Source organism: Brevibacillus sp. HB1.4B, from assembly GCF_013284285.1.
Taxonomy (GTDB): domain Bacteria; phylum Bacillota; class Bacilli; order Brevibacillales; family Brevibacillaceae; genus Brevibacillus; species Brevibacillus porteri.
Genome location: NZ_JABSUT010000010.1, coordinates 1 through 19,681, shown reverse-complemented (window position 1 = coordinate 19,681; position 19,681 = coordinate 1). Strand labels below are relative to the sequence as shown.

Below are 19,681 nucleotides of genomic sequence, written 5' to 3'. Positions count from 1 at the left end.
AGGGCATGCGCCGATATGTAGTAAAAAGATTACTTTCCCTGGTAGGTACACTGTTTGGCGTTTCCGTCCTGATCTTCTTGATGGTGCACCTCATACCGGGTGATCCCGCAACACAAATACTCGGACAGTTTGCAACACCAGAGGCCATCAGTCAAATGAGAGCGTCGCTAGGTCTGGATCAACCACTGTGGCAGCAATACATGCGATTTGCTGGAAACCTGTTCGCTGGCGATTTGGGAACATCGTTATTCACTGGCGAAAAGGTATGGGATCAGATTATGAACCGTTTCCCAATCACCATGCAGCTTGCCATCCTTAGTGTAATCATTGCCGCAATATTCGGTATCTTGTTGGGCACGATTGCTGCCGTCAAACAAAACACCATCATCGATCGGCTTGTCGTGCTTACCTCGTTACTCGGTATTTCGGCACCCGGCTTCTGGATTGCCTTGTTTCTTATCTGGATTTTTGCTTACAAACTTGCTTTGTTTCCGATTTCCGGCTATGAGGGGATTCACTCCTTGCTGCTGCCAGCGATTACGTTGGGTATGGCGGAAGCGGGGATGATCGCCCGTATGACCCGATCCAGCATGCTGGAAGTCATCAAGCAGGATTACATGCGGACAGCTGAGGCAAAGGGGGCAGCACTTTTCCGAATCATAGTGAGCCACGGTCTGCCGAACGCCATTATTCCTGTTGTCACGATGTTAGGCTTGCAGTTCGGTTCGCTCATGGCTGGAGCTGTGGTGGTGGAAACCGTGTTTTCTCTGCAAGGCATCGGCAGCCTGGCGATTGAGGCGATCAGTAAACGGGATATGCCGACCATACAGGGCATGGTGTTTTTCATGGCGTTGATTTTTGCCTTAACCAATTTGATCGTGGATCTCATTTACAGCCGGATTGATCCGCGAATCCATTTCGACTAAGGAAGGAGCAGATGGATGGTGAACAGTAATCGTCCGGAGTCGTATTGGGGTGGGATGGGCAAACGGCTGAGACGCAATAAGACAGCAATGGCGGGTGTGGTTATCCTAATCGTCTTCACACTGGGTTCGCTTCTTGCTCCAGTCATTGCCCCTCATCCTGTCGAACAAATGAACTTTAACAGTCGATTAAGCGCTCCGAGTATGACTCATCTTCTCGGAACAGATGATTTTGGCAGAGATATTTTTTCTCGTTTATTGCACGGGGGACGGATTTCCTTGCTGATGGGTTTGATAACGGTTGTGCTTTCTACCTTGATAGGTGTAACGCTCGGTATTATCGCTGGCTATTATCGTCGCGTGGATCTGTTTATCATGCAGGGCATGGATATTCTCATGTCACTTCCTGCTCTGCTTCTGGCGATCGCTGTCATTGCGGTCTTGGGTCCCGGTTTAACGAATGCCATGATTGCGGTAGTGATTGCCGTTATTCCGTCTTATGTGCGGGTCGTTCGCTCTGCAGTCTTATCCATAAGGGAAAAAGAGTACGTTGAGGCTGTTCGCGCTCTGGGGATCAGAGACTGGCAGATTTTACTGAAGCATATTTTACCCAATATTCTCTCCCCGATCATCGTGCTTTCCACCATTCAATTCGGTGTGAGTATTTTGGCGGCAGCTGCCTTGAGCTTCCTCGGACTGGGTGCGCAACCGCCGATGCCAGAGTGGGGAGCCATGGTTTTTGTCGGCAAGGCATTCTTGAGTCAGGCCTGGTGGATGTCCATTTTTCCTGGATTGGCCATTATGCTGGTTGTCCTTGGCTTCAATCTGTTAGGTGACGGATTACGGGATGCATTCGACCCGAAAACGAGGTAATGGATGAAGGGGGCACAAGCTGATGAAAGAGGTACTCTTGGAAGTAATTGATTTACGCTTGCAGTTTAAGACGGATAAGGGCGAGCTACCAGCGCTGCAAGGCATTTCTTTTCAACTGAAAAAAGGTGAGACGGTCGCGCTGGTAGGCGAGTCTGGCTGTGGAAAAAGTGTGACGTCCTTGGCAATCATGGGGCTCTTGTCACGGGCAAATGCGCAGATGGAGGGAAGCATTCGGTTTCGTGATACCTTATTGAACCAGTTGAGTGCCAGTGAACTTCGCAACATTCGCGGAAAAGATATCGCGATGATTTTTCAGGAACCGATGACGTCACTCAATCCGGTCCATACGATCGGACGACAGCTGGAGGAAGTGTATCAGCTGCATACCGATTTATCGAAAAAAGAACGCCAAGCAAAAGCGGTTGAGATGCTCAAAAAAGTGGGCGTGCCGCGGGCAGAAGACATCATGCGGGAATATCCCCATCAGCTATCAGGTGGGATGAAGCAGCGTGTCATGATTGCGATGGCGATGGCTTGTAACCCGGATTTATTGATCGCGGACGAGCCGACGACTGCACTGGATGTGACCATTCAAGCGCAAATTTTGGAATTGATGAACGATCTGAAGGAGAACGATCATACCTCCCTGCTGCTCATTACGCATGACTTGGGAGTGGTGGCTGAAATGGCTGATCGTGTACTTGTCATGTACTACGGGGAGATTGTAGAAGAAGCTGACGTTGCCAGTCTGTTTTCGAATCCGAAGCATCCCTATACGATTGGACTTTTACGCTGCATCCCCGATCTGGATGAGGAGGAGAAGCTACGCCTCGATCCGATTGAAGGCAGTGTCCCGCTACTGGGTGAAGTGACACAAGGGTGTGCATTCCGCTTCCGCTGCTCGCAGGCTGAAGAGCGATGTTACCAAGAAAAACCGCCGCTTAAGGCAACGGGCACAGGCACACAGGCCGTTCGATGCTGGCTGTACGAGAACAAGGAGATGGCGGTATGAGTGATATCTTGTTATCCGTAAACGATTTAAAGACGTATTTTCCCATTAGCAAAGGAATGTTTCGCAATAGCGACGAAGTGATCAAGGCAGTCGATGGGGTTTCTTTCCAGTTGCGAAAAGGCGAAACGCTTGGGTTGGTAGGAGAAAGCGGTTGTGGCAAGTCAACGACTGGTCGTAGCATCATGCGACTCATTGAGCCGACAGGTGGAACGATTGAATTTGAGGGGCAAAACATTTTGGATATGTCGGCTGCACGATTTCGTCCACTCCGCAAACGAATGCAAATCGTGTTTCAGGACCCGTATGCGTCGTTAAATCCACGGATGACCGTGCAAGGGGCTTTGGAGGAAGCGTTAGGCGTCAAAGATCCGCAAATGTCTGCGAAAGAAAGGCGCGATCAAGTAAAAGAACTGCTACAGATGGTCGGACTGAATGCTCAATACGCTACTCGCTTCCCCCATGAGTTCAGCGGTGGGCAGCGGCAGCGAATCGGGATCGCTCGAGCATTGGCGGTAGAACCTTCATTGATCGTAGCAGATGAGCCGGTTTCAGCACTTGACGTCTCCATTCAGGCGCAGATCGTGAATCTGTTGCAGGATTTGCAGCAACGTCTAGGCTTGAGCTATCTGTTTATTTCACACGATCTAGGTGTCGTTCGCCACATCAGCGACAGAATTGCGGTCATGTATCTTGGAAGAATCGTCGAAATCGCCAGCAAAAAGGATTTGTTTGCGCGACCGTTGCATCCGTACACGGTAGCGCTCATGTCAGCGGTTCCCAAAGCCAACCCGTTTCGGAAGAAGGAGAGAATCGTTCTTTCCGGGGATGTTCCCTCTCCAGCGAATGTTCCAGTTGGCTGTGCGTTTCATACCAGGTGCTCCTATGCTACGGATGTTTGCCGCACAGTGCGTCCTGTCGCTACACTTGCTTCGCCACAACATTATGTTGCTTGTCATTTATATGGAACAGAAGGGATGAAGTACATTGAAAATCGAACGAATTGAATTGCAGCAACTGCACATGCCACTTCGTTTCCGTTTTGAAACGAGCTTTGGATATACGACCATCAAGGAGCTCATTCTGGTCAGTGTGTATGGAGAGGGAGAGGTAGGGCACGCGGAAAGTGTGGCGATGTCGGCCCCTTATTATAGTGAAGAAACGACAGAGACAGCATGGCACATGATGGAGAAGTTTATGATTCCGAAGCTGTTCACGAGTGAAATCGAGACCCCGGAAGATGTGGATCGGCTGTTTGCCCCCATTCGCCGCAATAACATGGCGAAGGCGGCTTTAGAAGGCGCGATCTGGGATCTCTACAGCAAGCAGAAAGGAATCTCTCTCGCCAAAGCATTAGGAGGCGAGAAATCTGTTATCGATGTAGGGATCAGCATTGGTATTGAACCGACTGTCGATCAAGTTTTGGCAAAAGTAGAGCGCCATCTCGGTGAGGGCTATAAGAAGATCAAGGTAAAGATCAAGCCGGGCTTTGACGTAGAGGTGATTCGAGCAATCCGCGAACGCTTTGGAGAGGGTGTCCCGCTGATGGCGGATGCGAACTCCGCATACACGATGGAGCATTTGGATGTGATGAAGGAGCTGGATCAATATGGGCTGATGATGATCGAACAGCCACTCGCCCATGATGACATTATTGATCATGCCAAGCTGCAAAGGGAGCTGTCTACTCCAATTTGTCTCGATGAAAGTATTCACAATGTGGATGATGCCAGAAAAGCAATAGAGCTAGGCAGCTGCGGCATTATTAATATCAAGGTGGGGAGGGTCGGTGGATTAACAGAGTCCAAACGCATTCACGACTTATGTCAGGCACACGACATTCCGGTTTGGTGCGGAGGCATGATTGAGTCGGGTGTCGGCCGCGCGCACAATATTGCGATTACCTCTTTGCCGAATTTCACGATCCCTGGTGATACAGCCGCCTCCAGCCGTTACTGGGAGGAAGACATCGTGGAGAATGGAGTAGAACTGATGGCTCCTGGCCAATTGGCAGTTCCAGATACCCCGGGCATCGGTTACGTCCTGAACCAAAAGGCGATCGGCAATTATGTGATTCGTACGGCAAACTTCCGGCCTTAAAAAAAATGAAAAGGGGAGAAGGAGCATGGCGGATTGGGTACAGTCGTTTGAGGAATACGCACAAAAGCTGCTTGCAGAGGCAAAAGTAATAGGAACAGCGGTCGGATTGGCAGAGCAAGGAGAGCTGAGGTATTTCCATGGCTTCGGTTTGGCAGACAACACAGAGGATGCAAAAGCATTAACGCCTGATACGGTGTTTGGCATTGGTTCTGCTACCAAGTCCTTTACATGTGTGGCCATTATGCAGCTTCAGGACGCAGGAAAGCTATCCGTTCATGATCCGGTCATTAAGTATCTCCCAGAGCTACGCACACCTAATGAAGCTTATACTCGCGAGATGACCATCCATCATCTGATGACACATACGGCTGGATTCCCTCCTTTGGATACATTAGCTGGTGCGATGAAAAGAAGTATTCTGAAGGGTGGGGACGTTAAGTCCTCTAGCTCCGGTCTTGAGTTTGATCTCGATAAAGTGGAAGAGATCAATACAAAAGAAGAATTCATGGCCTACATCGGCAAGCTGGATTACGAGTTTTTAGGTGCGCCTGGAACGGAGTTTAGCTACTCCAACGACAGTTATGCCATGCTCGGTCTGATTATTGAACGAGTGAGCGGGATTTCTTACGAGCAGTTTGTGCATGACCATATTTTGGTGCCAGCCGGGATGAAGAACAGTGCCTTTCTCGTCGAAGATTTGCCAGAGGGAGCAGAGGTAGCTACCTTGTTTACCCGAAAAAGTCCAAAGGATGGCGGTGAGGTATTTCGTTCACCCTCGTGGTGGGATTCACCATCGATGCGCTCCGCTGGTTTTCTGAAATCGACGATTCACGATCTATTGTGCTATACCGAAATATTCAGAACGGGTGGATTGGTAGGAGAGAATCGCTTGCTCTCACCGGAGAGTGTGCAGGCCATGATAGCGCCTCATTTCTCGATTTCTCCGTTTCAAGCATATGGCTATGGATTGTTTATAGCCAATTGTCATGATGGAACACTCATTGAGCACGGTGGAGCGATCAAGGGAGTTGCGGCACAAATTTTTGTTTTCCCGGAGCGGGGCCTGACAGGAGCCATATTGATGAACACAGATGGCGGGCCAATGGCAGATGTGATGCACGGTATTTTGAATGCGACCAACGGACGTTCTACGGATACGGTACCGTTCCCATATCCGGATTATGAGCTGGCTGTCGAAGCACTCCCTGCATTTACAGGCGAGTATCGCTCTTCCGAAGGGGCGATCGTATCAGTTGAAATCGAAGAAAATGAGCTGGTAGCAAAAAGTAACGGAACGAACATTCCGCTACGATCAGTGGGAGAAGACAGCTTCGTCATGAAACGTGGAGAAACCGACATGTTTATCCGCTTTGTACGAGATGAGGCCGGAGTAGTCACACGGATGGGCTTTGGTGGTCGTCAGCTGGTAAAGGTCTTTGCTGAAAAAGAACAAACTGTTTAAATAGCAAAACGCGTACCTGCAAGAGCTCATGCTTGCGAGGTGCGCGTTCTTTCTATTTATAATAGAGGCGTTACGAAGAAAGGGTGGCAGGAAACTGCTGCTCCTCTACCATAGGTCGTTTCCAGTTCGGATGCTGCTCCATTTGCCGGAACGAGCGGAAAAAGAACAGGCTAAGGCTGATACTTGCAAATATGATACCGCCAAAGAATAATAGAAGCCCCGGTGTTGCGATGTTTTTGGCGAGAAGAAAGGAGCACAGTGCATAGCTGACTGGCCCAAAGCCGACGGACATCAAGGAAAGCAATGACATGACACGACCGAGCATGTTGGCAGGGACGATACTTTGAATGTAGGTGATAAACGGAATATTCGTCATACTGAGTGCCATTCCGATGAGAAAATGAGAGACAAGTCCAAAGGAAAGCTCCTCAATGAAATAATACGAGCTGATTCCAACTCCCATACAACCGAGAATGACAGGTAGTAACATAAATTTTCCACGGAATCCTTTAAACAATCCAGTCAAAATACCGCCGACAATCATGCCCACTCCAACTGAGGTACTGAGTGAACTAAAAGCACTCCCGTCCCATCCGAGGTTATTTACATGAATGGGAATGATCATGTTAACTGGGCCGGAGAACATCATGTTGGTAAACAGTGATGTTGTTAAAATAAGTGCGAGGATCGGGATTGAATACGTAAAACGAATGCCCCCCACGATATCTTTGAAATATGAGCTTGCTCGTGATTCTGTTGTAGACGCTGAAGTCGTATCTTTGGTGTATGAGTGTGAATGGAGAGAGAGTACAAAGAGTGTTCCTACGAAGAAGGTGCATGCCAAGATCATAAACATGATCGGATAACTAACGGTTCCAATTAATAAGGCAGTAACTACCGGTCCGGCAACCATGCTAATCTGATGGCATAGTTCCATTAAGCTGTTAGCTGGCGCAAGTTGTTCTCGAGAGACAAGAGAGGGCAGAATCGAGCTGCGTGCTGGCCAAAAAAATGCATCGACTGTTCCGAATAAAGCTGCCATGACGTACAGGCTTACTGGGAACCAGGCGCCATTTCCTTGAAGCATAAGCAAACTGAAGCAGGCTAAAATAATGCCCCTAACCAGAAGGGAGGAAAACATAATCCATTTTCGATTCAAACGATCAGCAGCCACCCCGCCCGCCAGCATAAAGAGGAGACGGGGGATGGACAGACAAATCAAAGTCGTGCCGAGGATTGCTCCTGAGCCTAAGCCATTCACGATATACCAGTTGAGCAGGATGAAGAAAGCCCCGTCAGCCATTGCCGAAAATAAAGTGCCGCACCATAACCGGACAAACGATCCATTTTTCCACAGGGAATTATTTGTCGCCAGAGTGCTCATCTCCATTTTCCTCCTTCTTTTTCTTCACGACAATCTTGCTGGTGTAATGCTTGAATTCAGACTGTTGGTGCTCATAGTTATCTGGCAAGGATTCGTCTTCTGCGACGTAGTAACGTTCATTCGTCATGAATCCGACGGTGACCATGTAAAAGTTTTCAACCGTATCCTCCGCTTCTCCAGTAGCAATCCTCCCTAAGTAGCGATCTTCCATTTCGGATAGCTCCTCAAGTAAAGCCTGATATTTTTTGAGCCAAGCAAATATTTCTTTTCGAGGTGCTCTCACTTCGGAGCTAGCTGCAATAGCAGGAGGACGATCCTCTTGATCCGAAAAGAGCATGAATGACTCGTCTGGTGCGTTATACAGGCGATTAATACCGGAGCGCAGGTGATTTATCATCGTTTCCTGCAACAGGATACTGTCTTCGCGCAGGGAGGGCAGCAAATCATCACTAACCTTGAAGTCGTAAGCAACAGCCCGATAAAACTTTTGTACGATCCCGTTCTTTTCTTCCGTACGCACGACTTCAACGAAGCCGTGGCTTTCCAATTCCTTCAGGTGATAATGCACTTTAGAGGGAGAAAGGGAGAGAAGGGTCGCGAGCTGCTTGCCTGTGTATTCCTCCTTGACCAGCATCGTGATGATCTGTAGGCGCAAGGAATCGCTGACAGCTTTTAATTGATCCAAAGTTTCCACAACTACGTATCGTTTCAAGTCGATCAACCTCGTTTCGTTGAACGTGAACGTTTTCTTATTTTTAGACGTTCAGTTTTATTTGAACGTATTGTAACAACAAAACGATCTGTTTCGCAAGATCAATTTGCGCTTATTTTTTGACAAGTGCTACAATATTGAAAACGGTGAGAGGGTGCATTCCTGTGGCGATCTTGCAACATCCCGTCTTTCGTCGTTTGTATACGGCCCACATTGTACACATCATCGGAAATGAATTTACATTTATTGCGGTCGTTGGACTTTTACATGATTTAAGTGGATCGGGTCTTTCTTTTGCGGCAGGTACTGTGTTTCGCATGATCCCTTATGTGTTTGCCAGCTTTTTCGCAGGGACGCTTGTAGAGAATTGGGATAAACGGCGGGTCATGATTGTTGTCAATTTGCTTCGCGGCATTCTCGTCAGTTTGTTTTTCTTCATCACATCCGCGGCCTACTTATGGGTGGCTTTTTTGTTATTGATTCTGGTCAATATTTGCAGTGCTTTTTTTCAACCAGCCATGCAAGTCGCGATCGTACAATCCGTGGAGGAAAAGGATAGGCTGGCTGCGAATTCCCTTTTGCAGGGGACGACTTCGTTTCTCATTATTGTTTGTCAGGGTGTGGCAGCAGTTCTGGTTTACTTGTTCTCCTACCGTTACAATTTTTTGCTCGATGCCGCCTGTTATTTGTTGTCGCTGTTTATCTTGCTTCCGCTCCCGCATATCGCTAACCATGTTGTATCGAAAGCGGCTGTACCTTTTATGGAAAGGCTAAAAGAGGGCTTCCGTTATATCGGCAAACATCGGGAAATTGGCAGTGTGATCGGCTATCAGATGGCGGAACGAGTATGTGGCGCCTATTACATTATGCTGATGTACTATGTTCTTACGGAGCGGGGAGAGGGCTTGTATGTATTCGGACTCTTAGATATTCCGCTGGGACTCGGGGGTGTGATCGCTGGGATTGCCGTGAACAAGCTGTCTGACAGCCTGAGTGAAAAGGGAACGTGGCGTGTCCAAGGCTGGGCACTCGTTGCGATGGGCTGCTCGATTATCGCTGTGTTTCATACGAAACCACTACTTGGGCTGGCCATTGCCATCCTCTTTGCATCAACGGCTCAATTTGGCTCGTCGATATTGTCTGTAACGAAGCTTCAGCGACTGTCTGATCCTGCTTATTTGGCTCGCGTATTTTCCATTCGGGAAATGGCGACCATGGGAAGCTTTTCTGCGAGCTGCTTGATTCTCGGATTCAGTGCGGAGCAGGTCGGGAGTGCCGCTGTCTCCGTGTGGCTTGGTTTCTTTGGGGTAGCAGCAGGACTTCTGTGGCTTTGGAGCCGTCGTAAATTGCAAAAGTTCGCAGACGTACAGTTAGACTTAGGATAGATTCCTCTGCTTATTTGGAGCAGAGGCTCTTTTTTCATACAAAATGAAACTTTTAGATTTAATAAATATAATTATTGAAAAAGTATGAAACCAATTATACAATGAATGGAAAAAAGAGAAAAAGGAAGATGCAGCATGAAGGAATTATGGCTGCAGCGTTCATTTCGCTGGTACTGGCTGGGGATGTTTTTATCTGGTTTGGGGGATCAGTTTGGCTGGATGGGCTTGACGTGGTTTGTCATGAATAAAACAGGCTCACCTGCTGCGATGGGTGGAGTTGTTCTTGCGTATATGCTCCCTGCTGTTTTTACTGGTTTAGTGGCGGGAGTTTTGCTGGATCGGTTTGATCGACGCAAGCTCATCATGATGGACAATGTGGCGCGAGGACTCATTTTTATAGCATTGGTCGCATTATTGCAGATCGAACAAGTTCCGCTTTTTGTGATATACGTACTGATTGTGATTGCAGGAATCCTTTCTCCGCTGAGCACAGCTGGGGCGCAGACTTTGTTGCCGAGAATCGTTTCGGACAAAAATCAATTGGTCAAAGCAAATGGCGTGATGGAAACACAATGGCAAATTGTTTATATGTTTGGACCGGCACTCGCGGGTGTTTTAATCGGGTTGATTGGTGAAGCTTATGTTCTATTGATCGATGCGGCCAGCTTTTTTGTATGTGCCTTCTGCTTCTCCCGGTTGCCGCGTGAGCTTACGAAAAGTGCGAATCCTACTGCGATTGTAAAAGGTCAAATGGGAGTATTCTTTCGTTCTCTCTTGAGTGACATGCGGACAGGGTATCGCTACATATTGGGACGCAAGCAATTGATTATTCTTATCTTTTTTACATTTTTATTTAACATGTCGTACGGTCCGATTGAAATTGCACTCCCCCTGTATGCGAATCAGGATTTGGCAGGAGGAGCTGTTGCATTAGGGATGCTGTGGTCTTCTTTGGCAGTCGGGGCATTACTAGGCTCTCTCTTTTTCTCAACGATTACGTGGAAACTTCCGTTGGGTTCGACACTGGCAGGGATTATCGTGGCGTGGGGATTGACCACATTGCCGATCGCATTATTCTCAAGGTTGGAGATCGCGATGGCTTCGATGGTTGTGGCGGGCTTTTGCTTTGCTCCTTATAACATCATGTACAGAAGCTATCTGCAAAAACAGGTGCCTGATGCTCTCTTGGGGCGGGTATTGACCAGTGTTCGTACGATTACGGGGACAGGAATGCCAGCAGGAGCGGCTGTCTCTGGCTTCCTCATACCCTTTTTGGGCGTTCAAGGGATCATTGGAACCGGAGCAGCCGTATGTATCATTTTCGGTCTCCTTGCATTCGGGGCATTGAAAAACTTGGAGGATTCCTCCTCACTTCCGATTGAGGAGAGGTGAGACGAGATGTTTTAGCCACTGAGGCAATAGGAAGTAGATGCGGGAGAGCGCATGCAGACGAAATGGCATGGCAACCTCCGGACGCTTTGCTTCCGCTGCTCGATAAATGGCCCTTGCCGTTTGTTCCGGTGTCAATAAATACCGACTCACTTTGCTGCGATAGCTACCTGTTTTGTCTGCTTTATCCAAAAAGGGCGTGTCGATCGGCCCTGGCATCGCACACGTCACAGCAATTCCAGTGCCTTGCAGTTCGTGGCGCAATCCTTCACTAAAGCGGATAACAGCTGCTTTGCTGGCTGCATACACCGCAGCTTTGGCAGTTGCGACCTGTCCGGCAAGTGAGGCAACTGTGATAATATGACCTTGCTTTTGTTGAAGCATCATCGGCAAAAAGGCGCGGGTTGTGTAGAAAACACCGGAAATATTCGTCCGCAATGTTTCTTCCAGCTCTTCTATGCGCATGTCGATCAGCGGTTCAAAGACAGCCATCCCGGCATTGTTGTAAAGAAAATCGCAACGCTCGAAACGGATGTTCACCCATGCAGCGAACTGTCGAATGTCTTCGTTGCTGCTGACGTCTAACGGGTAGTGATGGAGATGATTCGGATAAGCGTTTTGTAACAAAACGAGTTCCTCGTTGATAGCTCTGCGACTCGTGGCAATGACACAATCACCTTTTTCTAAATGAAGTCGAGTCAAAGCTAGACCAAGGCCACCAGAAGCACCGGTGATGACGACAATACGGGGAGTCGACATGTCATCCACTTCTTTCTTGTGTAGAGTTTTGATTTCCACTGTAAATGGCAAAGTATAAGCCCCCTAGTTGATGTGAAGGCTAGCCTCTAGGGGGTGAATGCACATGCCAGCAGTAAAATGTTCTGTAGCAAACTGTGAGTACTGGGCGCAAGGCAATCTTTGCAGCGCCGAAGAAATCATGGTAGAGATTGACGCACACGCTACCGTAAACCTGAAAGAAGAATTCGCAGGCGAGTACGGTCAAAACACCCAGCATCAGGATCAGGCAAAGACATCGTCTGAGACCTGTTGTCTGACGTTCAAGCCGAAGACATCAGCGAAGAAATAACGCTGTCTCGGCGCAAAAAGGACGTATCCCAAAACGGTGATACGTCTTTTTTCTATTCAACCTATACGCTTGTCCTAGCTGGAAAAAGCTCGTTGACTTTTTGGGCAACCTCTTCCCAAGAAGTGACTCGATGGACGAGTGGAGGTAGGGACGCTTGATTATACGGAGTGTCAAACAAGAACACGGGAATTTGCAGCGCCTCTGACAATTGCAAAGCGTTCTCCAGACGATCCTCCAAAAAGAGGTCCACGCCCCATTTGCGGGCAGCTGACAGCTTGTCGTGGCTCCCAATCAAATCCACTTCATGGTGAGGGATATTGTAGCGAGCAAACCATTGTAAGGTCACATCGCGATGACGATCCTCTCGAGCACTTATATATACCAGCTTGTGGGAGGTAAACCAATCGCGCAAAACCTGATCGGCAATTCCGTGAACAGGCGCACCATCATAAAGGCGTTCCCCGTTTTGATCCAGCCACATTTCAAACTCTGCGTCTGTGATTTGATACACGTTGGCTAAATTGTACTCCACACAGTCTTCATATCGTAAATCTCTTCCAAAGCTCTCATTCATCAACGGAACAATACTGCTAGGTGATGTGACTGTGCCGTCAATATCAATGCCAATCGTTAGGATTTTGTCTGGTTTCATTCTCTCGCCTCCCGTTTAAATTGTACAACGTAGGCAGACAATAAGGCTACTTCCTTCACTTAAATAATCCTTTACCAAAAAAGGGGCTGAGCATGCTATGTTGGATCGACACGAACGTAATGATGCGAAGCGGAAGGAAGATACCGGTTTTTCCGAGACGGTTGATCAGCACGACAGGGAGTTTGCAGCGAATACTTGGACACAGGCCGTTTTTGACGAAGAGGAAGAGCGGTCGAGGCGCAGGGTTCACTATGACCCCCACTCCTTTACAGAGCGCTATACAGGCGAGCTGGATGAGGAGCGTAACGACTTTTCGGAGCGTTTGGATGGCGTTGTCCTGACAAAAGAGGACCGTTCACGGGTCGCCAAAGTCAGAGATGACGACATCGAGGCAGCGGCGGAGATCGCCGAGCCGTTTCCGACCAGTCGTGCTGCCAGTGAGATCGACACAGACGAGGACAGCCGGGAAAATGGGGCCACCGGTATTGGAATGACTGGCTTGGGCTTATCGATCCTGTCCCTGTTTCTCATGCCGTACTTGGTGGCTCCAATTGGTATGGTGCTTGGCTATCTGGCGTATCGACGCAACTCGAAGACGCTGGGAGCCTGGGCGATGATCATAGGTGCTATTGCCATTTTGGGCGCATTAGTCATCTACCCGTACTATACGGCTCGCTAAAAGTATCAAACCGCAAAACCTCTCCGGTTCATTCAGCCGGAGAGGTTTTTGTGTTGCCCCACTGCTATTTGTACAAGGAGGAGACGAAAGGTGTAATCGCTGCGATAACGGCGTCACAAAATACATCAGAACGACTTACGCGATTATCCGTTAAAAGGGAATAGGCGCCGCCACGGTGATTACTGCCGACGGTTTTCCCCCATTCATCTATGATGGTACTTAGCTCAATTTGCTCCTGCTGGATTCGGTGGACAGCTTGATTTGGGATAGGAAAAGCCAATCCCTTTCCAATAAAGAGCTCACTTCCATTCCAGGCTGCGCAGATGGAAATCAAATACCACTGTTTGGTAAACGGCTCATCGTACATAAGTCCGCCTTCCAGACCTAGCCCAATCTCTGCTTCTGGGGTTTGACTATGTGCAGCTTTTGCTCGATTGATCGCTCCAGTAATCGTCTCTTCTTCACTCATCGGCTGAGCCGCTACGCCAGAGGGGACAGATAAGCAGAAAGGTTCCGTTCCAGTTGCTTTTTGTACAGCGAGACGTTTTGCTTCATTTTTCGTTCCGAGTGCATAACGGAAAATATGATAATCCAACGGCTTGTTCCACCTCTTTCCATCATCGATGCTAGTGGTAGTATACCACCTTTTGATTCGACCGCGATTCCTCAGGTTGTGATAAGATAATGCATAGAGAAAAGTCAGACCTAGCATCCGAAAGAGAAAGAGGAGTGGACGATGAAATTTACAAAGCTGCATGGCTTGGGTAATGATTACGTTTACGTCAACTGTTTTGAGGAAGACTTGTCAGGTGTAGATTTACCCGAACTGGCAAGAAGGGTGAGCGATCGGAATTTTGGCATTGGTGGCGATGGACTGATCCTCATTATGCCATCTGAGCGAGCAGACTTTCGCATGCGGGTATTTAACAATGATGGCAGCGAAGCAAAAAATTGCGGAAACGGCTTGCGCTGTGTGAGTAAGTACGTATACGATCATGCTTTAACTCAGCAAACAACGTTTACCGTGGAGACGTTAGGAGGGACCGTTACTCCTGTTGTATCGCTTGGAACAGACGGTAAGGTCGATCAAGTAACAATAGATATGGGAGAGCCTCATTTTGAGCGAGCAGCAATTCCGATGACAGGCATTCCTGAAGAGCAAGTGCGAGAAGAGGTAATCGAAGTCGGTGGAACTGCGTTTACGATGACGGCTGTTTCGATGGGCAATCCTCATGCCATCCTTTTCGTGGATGAAGTGAAGGAAGAAGATGTTCGTCACTACGGGCCAATGATCGAGTATCACGAATGGTTCCCTGAGCGAACTAATGTCGAATTTATCCAAATATTGAATCAAGAGGAAATTCTTTTCCGTGTATGGGAAAGGGGTTCGGGTGTAACGCTTGCCTGTGGGACAGGAGCTTGCGCTGCTGCAGTAGCTGCCCACTTGAGTGGAAAGACCGGTAGAAAAGTCACTGTTCATCTGGCAGGAGGCGATCTCTTTATTGAATGGAAGGAAGCGGATAACCGTGTCTATATGACGGGTCCGGCTACTGAAGTTTTTTCTGGTAAGTATTTGGGGGAGATCCCATTTAAATAACAGCAAGCCAAAACCGTTCCGTCGAAATCGACAGGAGCGGTTTTTTCACAAAAAATAGCGTGGTCACGGCGAATCCTTCATGCCGTCACCACGCTATCGAATTCGAATAAGTGTCACGCGTTGTACACCTCATTTAGGTATGCGACGTCCGTGCGATCGTACTGAGGAGTATTTTTGTTCATCTTCGCCAGTTCCGCTTGCAGTCTTTTCAATTCGGCTTCCATCTTCTTGATTTCTTCTTGCATAGCTTGTGCGGTCATGGTGGTTCTCTCCTTGTTGTCGTTTTTTATCTAAATTTATTGACTATTCTAACGAAAGGCTAAAACAATGTAAATAGCCTATATCTGGATGTAAGCGTTTTATTCGTGAATAGTCTGTGAACGCTTGTTCAGATTGTCTGATTTGGCCTTTTGAGAGCAACGAACTCGGGGAAAAATAAGGTCGAGAAGTGTAATACTTTATATGTTCTTTACGAAAAGTCATGTTATGATGAAGCGTAGTATTCGGGCATCTTGCCCTTAGGAAGGTGTGTACTGGTGATTTACTTGGACAACAGTGCGACTACCCGGCCTCATCCTCAAGTGATTGAAACCGTTAGACGCGCGATGGAAAGCTACTATGGAAACCCGTCTTCTTTGCATCAAAAAGGAGTAGAGGCGGAAAATGTACTGAAGCAGGCGCGAAAGGTTGCCGCTCAGTATTTGGGTTGTAAAGAAAGTGAAGTTATTTTTACTTCAGGTGGTACGGAGAGCAACAATACGGCGATCAAGGGTATAGCCTTTCAATATCAAAACAGAGGGAAACATATTATTACGACGCAGGTAGAGCATCCGGCTGTTTACGATGTTTGCAAACAGTTGGAAGGCCTAGGGTTTACTGTGACGTATCTGCCAGTAGATCGTGAAGGTCGCGTATCGGTAGAAGCTGTTCAGAAAGCAATGCGTCCGGATACGATTCTCGTTTCGGTCATGCATGTGAACAACGAGCTGGGAACCATTCAACCGATCTTGGAAATCGGACAATGGTTGAAGCAATTCCCGAAAGTCTTGTTTCACGTCGATGCTGTCCAAGGAATTGGGAAAGTTCCTTTGCGCATCAAGGATTCAGGGATTGATCTGTTGAGCGTCTCTGCTCACAAGTTTTACGGACCCAGGGGAGTCGGCATTTTGTATAAACGGGAAGGCTTGATCATTCACCCGTTGATGATGGGTGGCGGCCAAGAAGGCGGAGTTCGCTCAGGTACGGAAAACCTCCCAGCCATCGCCGGTATGGCAAAAGCAATCCGGATTTTAGAAGAACTAGGCAGCGTGGAGATGATCAGGCTGCAACAATTGAATCAACAGCTTCGTCAAGGGATTGCAACGATTGAAGGTTGCATAGTGAATACCCCGGAAGCGAATACGGCTCCTCATATCATGAACTTGTCAGTACCAGGAGTAAAAGCGGAAGTCCTGTTGCATGCTTTGGAGGAAAAAGGCTTTCTGATATCCACCAAGTCTGCATGTTCATCCAAAGTCAATGAGCCAAGCAGAGTACTGACTGCGATTGGCATTGAGCGGGATTGCGCGTTGTCGTCTTTGCGGGTTAGTTTGGGCCGGGAAAATACAGCGGAGGACATTCAGCAGTTTTTGAAGGCGTTAGAGGAATGCGTCAGTGTGCTTCGTTCTTATTTAAAACAACAACCTGCCCCCGCTCATAGAAAATAGTGTGGACAACTAAAAGGAGATAAATATGAACTACGATGTTATTTTAATTCGTTATGGTGAGTTGGCGCTTAAAGGAAAAAACCGCGATCAATTCGAAGAGGCACTTGTAAAAAGTGTGAGAAACGTACTGCGCTCGTTTTTTAAAGTAAAAGTTCGACGCAATTACGGTCGGATGTATGTGGAGCTGCATGGCGAGGACGCTTATGCGGTTATGGAGCGTTTGAAACGTGTATTTGGTATTTCTTCCTTTAGTCCGACGATCCAGGTAGATCCTGATATTGAAACGATCAAGGAAAAAGCGCTGGACTTGGTTCGTCAAATGGACCCACAACCGCGCACTTTCCGTGTGGTTTCTCGTCGTGCAGATAAACGCTATCCAATTCAATCGATGGAAGTGAACCGTATGGTGGCAACACACATCTTGCGTGCACTTCCAGCTATCAGTGTAGATTTGCATGAGCCGGATATGATTGTTAATGTAGAAATTCGCACGGAGGGTACTTACATTAGCTGTGAAACCATCCCGGGACCAGGTGGCTTGCCAGTTGGGGTGAGCGGAAAAGTACTACTGCTTCTATCTGGGGGTATCGACAGTCCTGTAGCTGGCTGGATGATGCTGAAGCGTGGTGTGACGCTTGAAGCGATTCACTTCCACAGCTACCCATTTACGAGCGAGCGTGCTTTGCAAAAAGTACGGGATCTAGCACATAAGCTGACCAAATGGGGAGGAACAGTCCGCCTCCATGTCGTACCGTTTACAGAGATTCAAACTGCCATTCGTGAAAAATGCCCAGAAGACTATTTGATCACCATCATGCGTCGGTTTATGATGCGCATTTCGGAGCGTGTAGCGGAAAATACCAATGCGAAGGCACTCGCAACAGGGGAAAGCCTCGGTCAAGTCGCATCGCAAACCTTGGAAAGCATGGACACGATCAACAAGGTGATTTCGATTCCAATCCTGCGACCGCTCGTCGCCATGGACAAGGTAGACATTGTAGACCTTTCTCGCCAAATCGATACGTACGAGCTGTCTATTTTGCCGTATGAAGACTGCTGCACAGTGTTTACACCGAAAAATCCTGTCACGCGACCGAAGCCTCGCCTCGCTGCAAAATTTGAGGAAGCACTGGATGTAGAAGCGCTAGTGGAGGATGCTGTAGCGAGAACTGAAATAGAAGAGATTACAACGAAGCCAATAGAAACGACAACCGACCTGTTCTAAATACAAGTATAGAGAAAATCGCGACACGGGGGAGAAGGAACCATGATAATCCGTTATGAGCGCAATGGTAAGGTGAAGCATGGCTGGATGGTGGAAGAGGATCACAAAGTACGCGTGATTGAAGGGGACATTTACAAAATCCATACGGCAAAACCGATCATGACGGGCCTTGAGCTGCCTTTGGATGAGGTCACGTTGAAGGCGCCAAGTGATCCAAGCAAGGTCGTATGCATCGGATTGAATTACCGGGACCATGCGGCTGAGATGGGGATTGACCTGCCAAATGAACCGTTGATGTTTTTGAAGCCGTCAACAACTGTCATTGGACCTGGTGAGCCCATCGTCTATCCAAAGCTGACGCAGAACCTTCATTATGAAGGCGAACTCGCCGTGGTGATTAAGAAAGAGGCCAAGAAGATCAAGGCTGCGGATGCAGACGATTATATCTTGGGATTCACTTGTGCGATTGATGTGACCGCGCGCGATCTGCAGATGAGCGATGGGCAATGGACAAGGGCAAAAGGTTTTGATACATTTTGTCCGCTTGGACCTGCTATTGCGGCTAAACTGGATTATCATAACTTGCGTATCGTGACACGAGTAAACGGAGAAGTGCGTCAGGATGCTTGCACTGACCAATTGATTTTTACGATTCCACAATTGATCGAGGCTGTATCTGCGGTCATGACGCTTCGTCCTGGCGATGTTATTTTAACCGGGACTCCATCTGGTGTAGGTGAGCTTGTTCCAGGTGATGAGATTTCGGTAACCATTGAAGGGATCGGAACCTTAACGACTCATGTAGTGGCCGAGGAGTAGTCATACATTCTTTGATAAGATGGACCAAGCCCCCTGCTTGTGTGAAGTGGGGGCTTGGCTTTTTTATTTTATTCTTCTTTGTTCGGATCATCATGAATGGGATGCGCAGATGGGTCTTGTCGCGGGAGGTCTTGATGCATCTGCCGTGTTTCGTAAGTGAACCGAGTGGTGGTGGAATGCTGTCCGGGCTCCCAGCCTGTTGCTTTCCCTAAGCGAGTTTCGTTGGTGGCAGCTCCAAATGGCCCCTCTGGGAATTCCTCCTGAAGGATTTCATTGCGCTGCGACTCTACAGTAGATAATTCACTGTAATTGTCGTTTTCGTATTCTTCATAGGTTGGTTTTGGATCCATAGTAACACCGCCGTTTATTTGTTGGGTACTTCACGGTTACGCAGCTTAAACGCCCAGCGGTTATAGTTTGAAATAAAAAGAGAATCACTATTCGTTTTTCCTATTGACTCCGTCATTCATTTCATTTATATTTAAATTCTGCTTGAAACAATCAATACACTTAAAAAATCACTGATAAAAAAGTGAGAGAAACACTTGACTTATGCCTGGTGATTTTGTTATATTAGATCTTGTCGCTGCTGAACGAAGCGAAACGCTTGAAAAAACCTCTTGCAAAAACGGTTGCGACATGATAAGATAGAAAAGTCGCCTTCGGGCGAATGACACAA

General features: G+C 47.9%; 21 protein-coding genes. 14 read left to right on the top strand and 7 right to left on the bottom strand.

Annotation, left to right across the window (positions count from 1 at the left end; all coding sequences use genetic code 11):
- The first annotated feature begins 5 nt into the window (after window positions 1-5).
- The 6 genes from HP398_RS22280 to HP398_RS22255 are packed head-to-tail and all read left to right on the top strand — an operon-like array spanning window position 6 to window position 6,367.
- Window positions 6-926 (top strand): ABC transporter permease, encoded by a 921-nt coding sequence (locus tag HP398_RS22280; RefSeq protein WP_017250418.1) that lies wholly within the window; start codon window positions 6-8, stop codon window positions 924-926.
- 15 nt (window positions 927-941) lie between these two features.
- The gene (locus HP398_RS22275; RefSeq protein ID WP_173623669.1) at window positions 942-1,796 is read left to right on the top strand and encodes an ABC transporter permease; all 855 of its coding nucleotides are present in this window, start codon (window positions 942-944) and stop codon (window positions 1,794-1,796) included.
- A gap of 22 nt (window positions 1,797-1,818) precedes the next feature.
- Window positions 1,819-2,808 (top strand): ABC transporter ATP-binding protein, encoded by a 990-nt coding sequence (locus tag HP398_RS22270; protein ID WP_017250416.1) that lies wholly within the window; start codon window positions 1,819-1,821, stop codon window positions 2,806-2,808.
- Complete coding sequence (locus HP398_RS22265) at window positions 2,805-3,812, top strand: ABC transporter ATP-binding protein (RefSeq protein ID WP_017250415.1); 1,008 nt, start codon at window positions 2,805-2,807, stop codon at window positions 3,810-3,812. Before HP398_RS22270 ends, HP398_RS22265 begins: the two co-directional genes overlap by 4 nt.
- Window positions 3,793-4,905 carry an o-succinylbenzoate synthase gene (menC, locus tag HP398_RS22260; RefSeq protein ID WP_173623668.1) on the top strand — a complete coding sequence of 371 codons (1,113 nt, stop codon included), beginning with the start codon at window positions 3,793-3,795 and terminating at the stop codon, window positions 4,903-4,905. The genes HP398_RS22265 and menC overlap by 20 nt, the downstream gene beginning before the upstream one ends.
- Before the next feature lie 25 nt (window positions 4,906-4,930).
- Entirely contained in the window at window positions 4,931-6,367 is a 1,437-nt protein-coding gene (locus HP398_RS22255) for a serine hydrolase domain-containing protein (protein WP_017250413.1), read from the top strand.
- 70 nt (window positions 6,368-6,437) lie between these two features.
- Here the strand turns inward: HP398_RS22255 and HP398_RS22250 are convergent, their stop codons facing one another.
- Window positions 6,438-7,757 carry an MFS transporter gene (locus HP398_RS22250; protein WP_173623667.1) on the bottom strand — a complete coding sequence of 440 codons (1,320 nt, stop codon included), beginning with the start codon at window positions 7,755-7,757 and terminating at the stop codon, window positions 6,438-6,440.
- Entirely contained in the window at window positions 7,729-8,463 is a 735-nt protein-coding gene (locus HP398_RS22245; protein ID WP_173623666.1) for a winged helix-turn-helix domain-containing protein, read from the bottom strand. The genes HP398_RS22250 and HP398_RS22245 overlap by 29 nt, the downstream gene beginning before the upstream one ends.
- Before the next feature lie 164 nt (window positions 8,464-8,627).
- On the opposite strand from HP398_RS22245, the gene HP398_RS22240 reads away from it, so the two are divergent.
- Window positions 8,628-9,848, top strand: coding sequence for an MFS transporter (locus HP398_RS22240; RefSeq protein ID WP_173623665.1), 1,221 nt, complete (start codon window positions 8,628-8,630; stop codon window positions 9,846-9,848).
- A gap of 135 nt (window positions 9,849-9,983) precedes the next feature.
- Window positions 9,984-11,240: an MFS transporter gene (locus HP398_RS22235; RefSeq protein WP_173623664.1), complete on the top strand. Its 1,257-nt coding sequence runs from the start codon at window positions 9,984-9,986 to the stop codon at window positions 11,238-11,240.
- Here the strand turns inward: HP398_RS22235 and HP398_RS22230 are convergent.
- Window positions 11,217-12,047: an SDR family NAD(P)-dependent oxidoreductase gene (locus HP398_RS22230; protein ID WP_173623663.1), complete on the bottom strand. Its 831-nt coding sequence runs from the start codon at window positions 12,045-12,047 to the stop codon at window positions 11,217-11,219. The genes HP398_RS22235 and HP398_RS22230 overlap by 24 nt on opposite strands.
- 52 nt (window positions 12,048-12,099) lie before the next feature.
- On the opposite strand from HP398_RS22230, the gene HP398_RS22225 reads away from it, so the two are divergent.
- Complete coding sequence (locus HP398_RS22225) at window positions 12,100-12,324, top strand: DUF1540 domain-containing protein (RefSeq protein ID WP_173623662.1); 225 nt, start codon at window positions 12,100-12,102, stop codon at window positions 12,322-12,324.
- A 61-nt stretch (window positions 12,325-12,385) separates the two neighbouring features.
- Here the strand turns inward: HP398_RS22225 and HP398_RS22220 are convergent, their stop codons facing one another.
- Window positions 12,386-12,976 carry a 5' nucleotidase, NT5C type gene (locus HP398_RS22220; RefSeq protein WP_069847542.1) on the bottom strand — a complete coding sequence of 197 codons (591 nt, stop codon included), beginning with the start codon at window positions 12,974-12,976 and terminating at the stop codon, window positions 12,386-12,388.
- 97 nt (window positions 12,977-13,073) lie between these two features.
- Between HP398_RS22220 and HP398_RS22215 the strand changes: the two genes are divergently transcribed.
- Window positions 13,074-13,655 carry a DUF1700 domain-containing protein gene (locus HP398_RS22215; protein ID WP_017250405.1) on the top strand — a complete coding sequence of 194 codons (582 nt, stop codon included), beginning with the start codon at window positions 13,074-13,076 and terminating at the stop codon, window positions 13,653-13,655.
- A 64-nt stretch (window positions 13,656-13,719) separates the two neighbouring features.
- Here HP398_RS22215 and HP398_RS22210 read toward each other — a convergent pair whose 3' ends face one another.
- The gene (locus HP398_RS22210; protein WP_017250404.1) at window positions 13,720-14,250 is read right to left on the bottom strand and encodes a DUF84 family protein; all 531 of its coding nucleotides are present in this window, start codon (window positions 14,248-14,250) and stop codon (window positions 13,720-13,722) included.
- 141 nt (window positions 14,251-14,391) lie between these two features.
- On the opposite strand from HP398_RS22210, the gene dapF reads away from it, so the two are divergent.
- Window positions 14,392-15,252, top strand: a complete 861-nt coding sequence (gene dapF / locus HP398_RS22205; RefSeq protein ID WP_106834915.1) for a diaminopimelate epimerase — start codon at window positions 14,392-14,394, stop codon at window positions 15,250-15,252.
- 113 nt (window positions 15,253-15,365) lie between these two features.
- On the opposite strand, the gene HP398_RS22200 is transcribed toward dapF, so the two are convergent.
- The gene (locus tag HP398_RS22200; protein ID WP_017250402.1) at window positions 15,366-15,512 is read right to left on the bottom strand and encodes a hypothetical protein; all 147 of its coding nucleotides are present in this window, start codon (window positions 15,510-15,512) and stop codon (window positions 15,366-15,368) included.
- Window positions 15,513-15,788: 276 nt separating this feature from the next.
- Between HP398_RS22200 and HP398_RS22195 the strand changes: the two genes are divergently transcribed.
- From HP398_RS22195 to HP398_RS22185, 3 genes are read left to right on the top strand one after another with little or no spacing between them, the layout of a single operon-like run.
- Window positions 15,789-16,958 carry a cysteine desulfurase family protein gene (locus tag HP398_RS22195; RefSeq protein WP_173623661.1) on the top strand — a complete coding sequence of 390 codons (1,170 nt, stop codon included), beginning with the start codon at window positions 15,789-15,791 and terminating at the stop codon, window positions 16,956-16,958.
- Between the two features lie 25 nt (window positions 16,959-16,983).
- On the top strand, window positions 16,984-18,183 hold the full coding sequence (gene thiI, locus HP398_RS22190; protein WP_017250400.1) for a tRNA uracil 4-sulfurtransferase ThiI: 1,200 nt from the start codon (window positions 16,984-16,986) through the stop codon (window positions 18,181-18,183).
- Between the two features lie 42 nt (window positions 18,184-18,225).
- Window positions 18,226-19,002: a fumarylacetoacetate hydrolase family protein gene (locus HP398_RS22185; protein WP_173623660.1), complete on the top strand. Its 777-nt coding sequence runs from the start codon at window positions 18,226-18,228 to the stop codon at window positions 19,000-19,002.
- A gap of 68 nt (window positions 19,003-19,070) precedes the next feature.
- Here HP398_RS22185 and HP398_RS22180 read toward each other — a convergent pair whose 3' ends face one another.
- Window positions 19,071-19,352, bottom strand: a complete 282-nt coding sequence (locus HP398_RS22180) for a hypothetical protein (RefSeq protein ID WP_007720859.1) — start codon at window positions 19,350-19,352, stop codon at window positions 19,071-19,073.
- Between the last annotated feature and the right edge of the window lie 329 nt (window positions 19,353-19,681).